1 protein-coding gene is annotated in these 222 nt (G+C 68.9%); it reads left to right on the top strand.

The genetic code is table 11. The features are described from left to right. The coding region (locus EGN72_RS00050) for a VCBS domain-containing protein (protein WP_158623082.1) at positions 1-222 on the top strand (222 nt) is incomplete at both ends.

The raw sequence follows: 222 nt of genomic DNA, 5'->3' as shown, positions 1-222 counted from the left end.
GGTGACCGTCACCATCGAAGGCGCCAATGACGCGGCCGTCATCGCGGGCGATCTGTCCGGGATCGGGGCCGAGGACAGCGCCGCGCCGATCACCGGCACGGCGACGGCCATGGATGTCGACAACGACGACAACCTGTTCCAGCCGGCCTCGGGGGTGGGGGCCATGGGCTATGGCACCTACAGCGTGGATGCGGGCGGCGCCTGGTCCTATCTGATCGACGA

Origin of the sequence: Pseudorhodobacter sp. E13 (genome assembly GCF_003991405.1) — a bacterium.
Lineage (GTDB): Bacteria > Pseudomonadota > Alphaproteobacteria > Rhodobacterales > Rhodobacteraceae > Pseudorhodobacter.
This window is presented reverse-complemented; position numbering and strand designations above follow the sequence as displayed.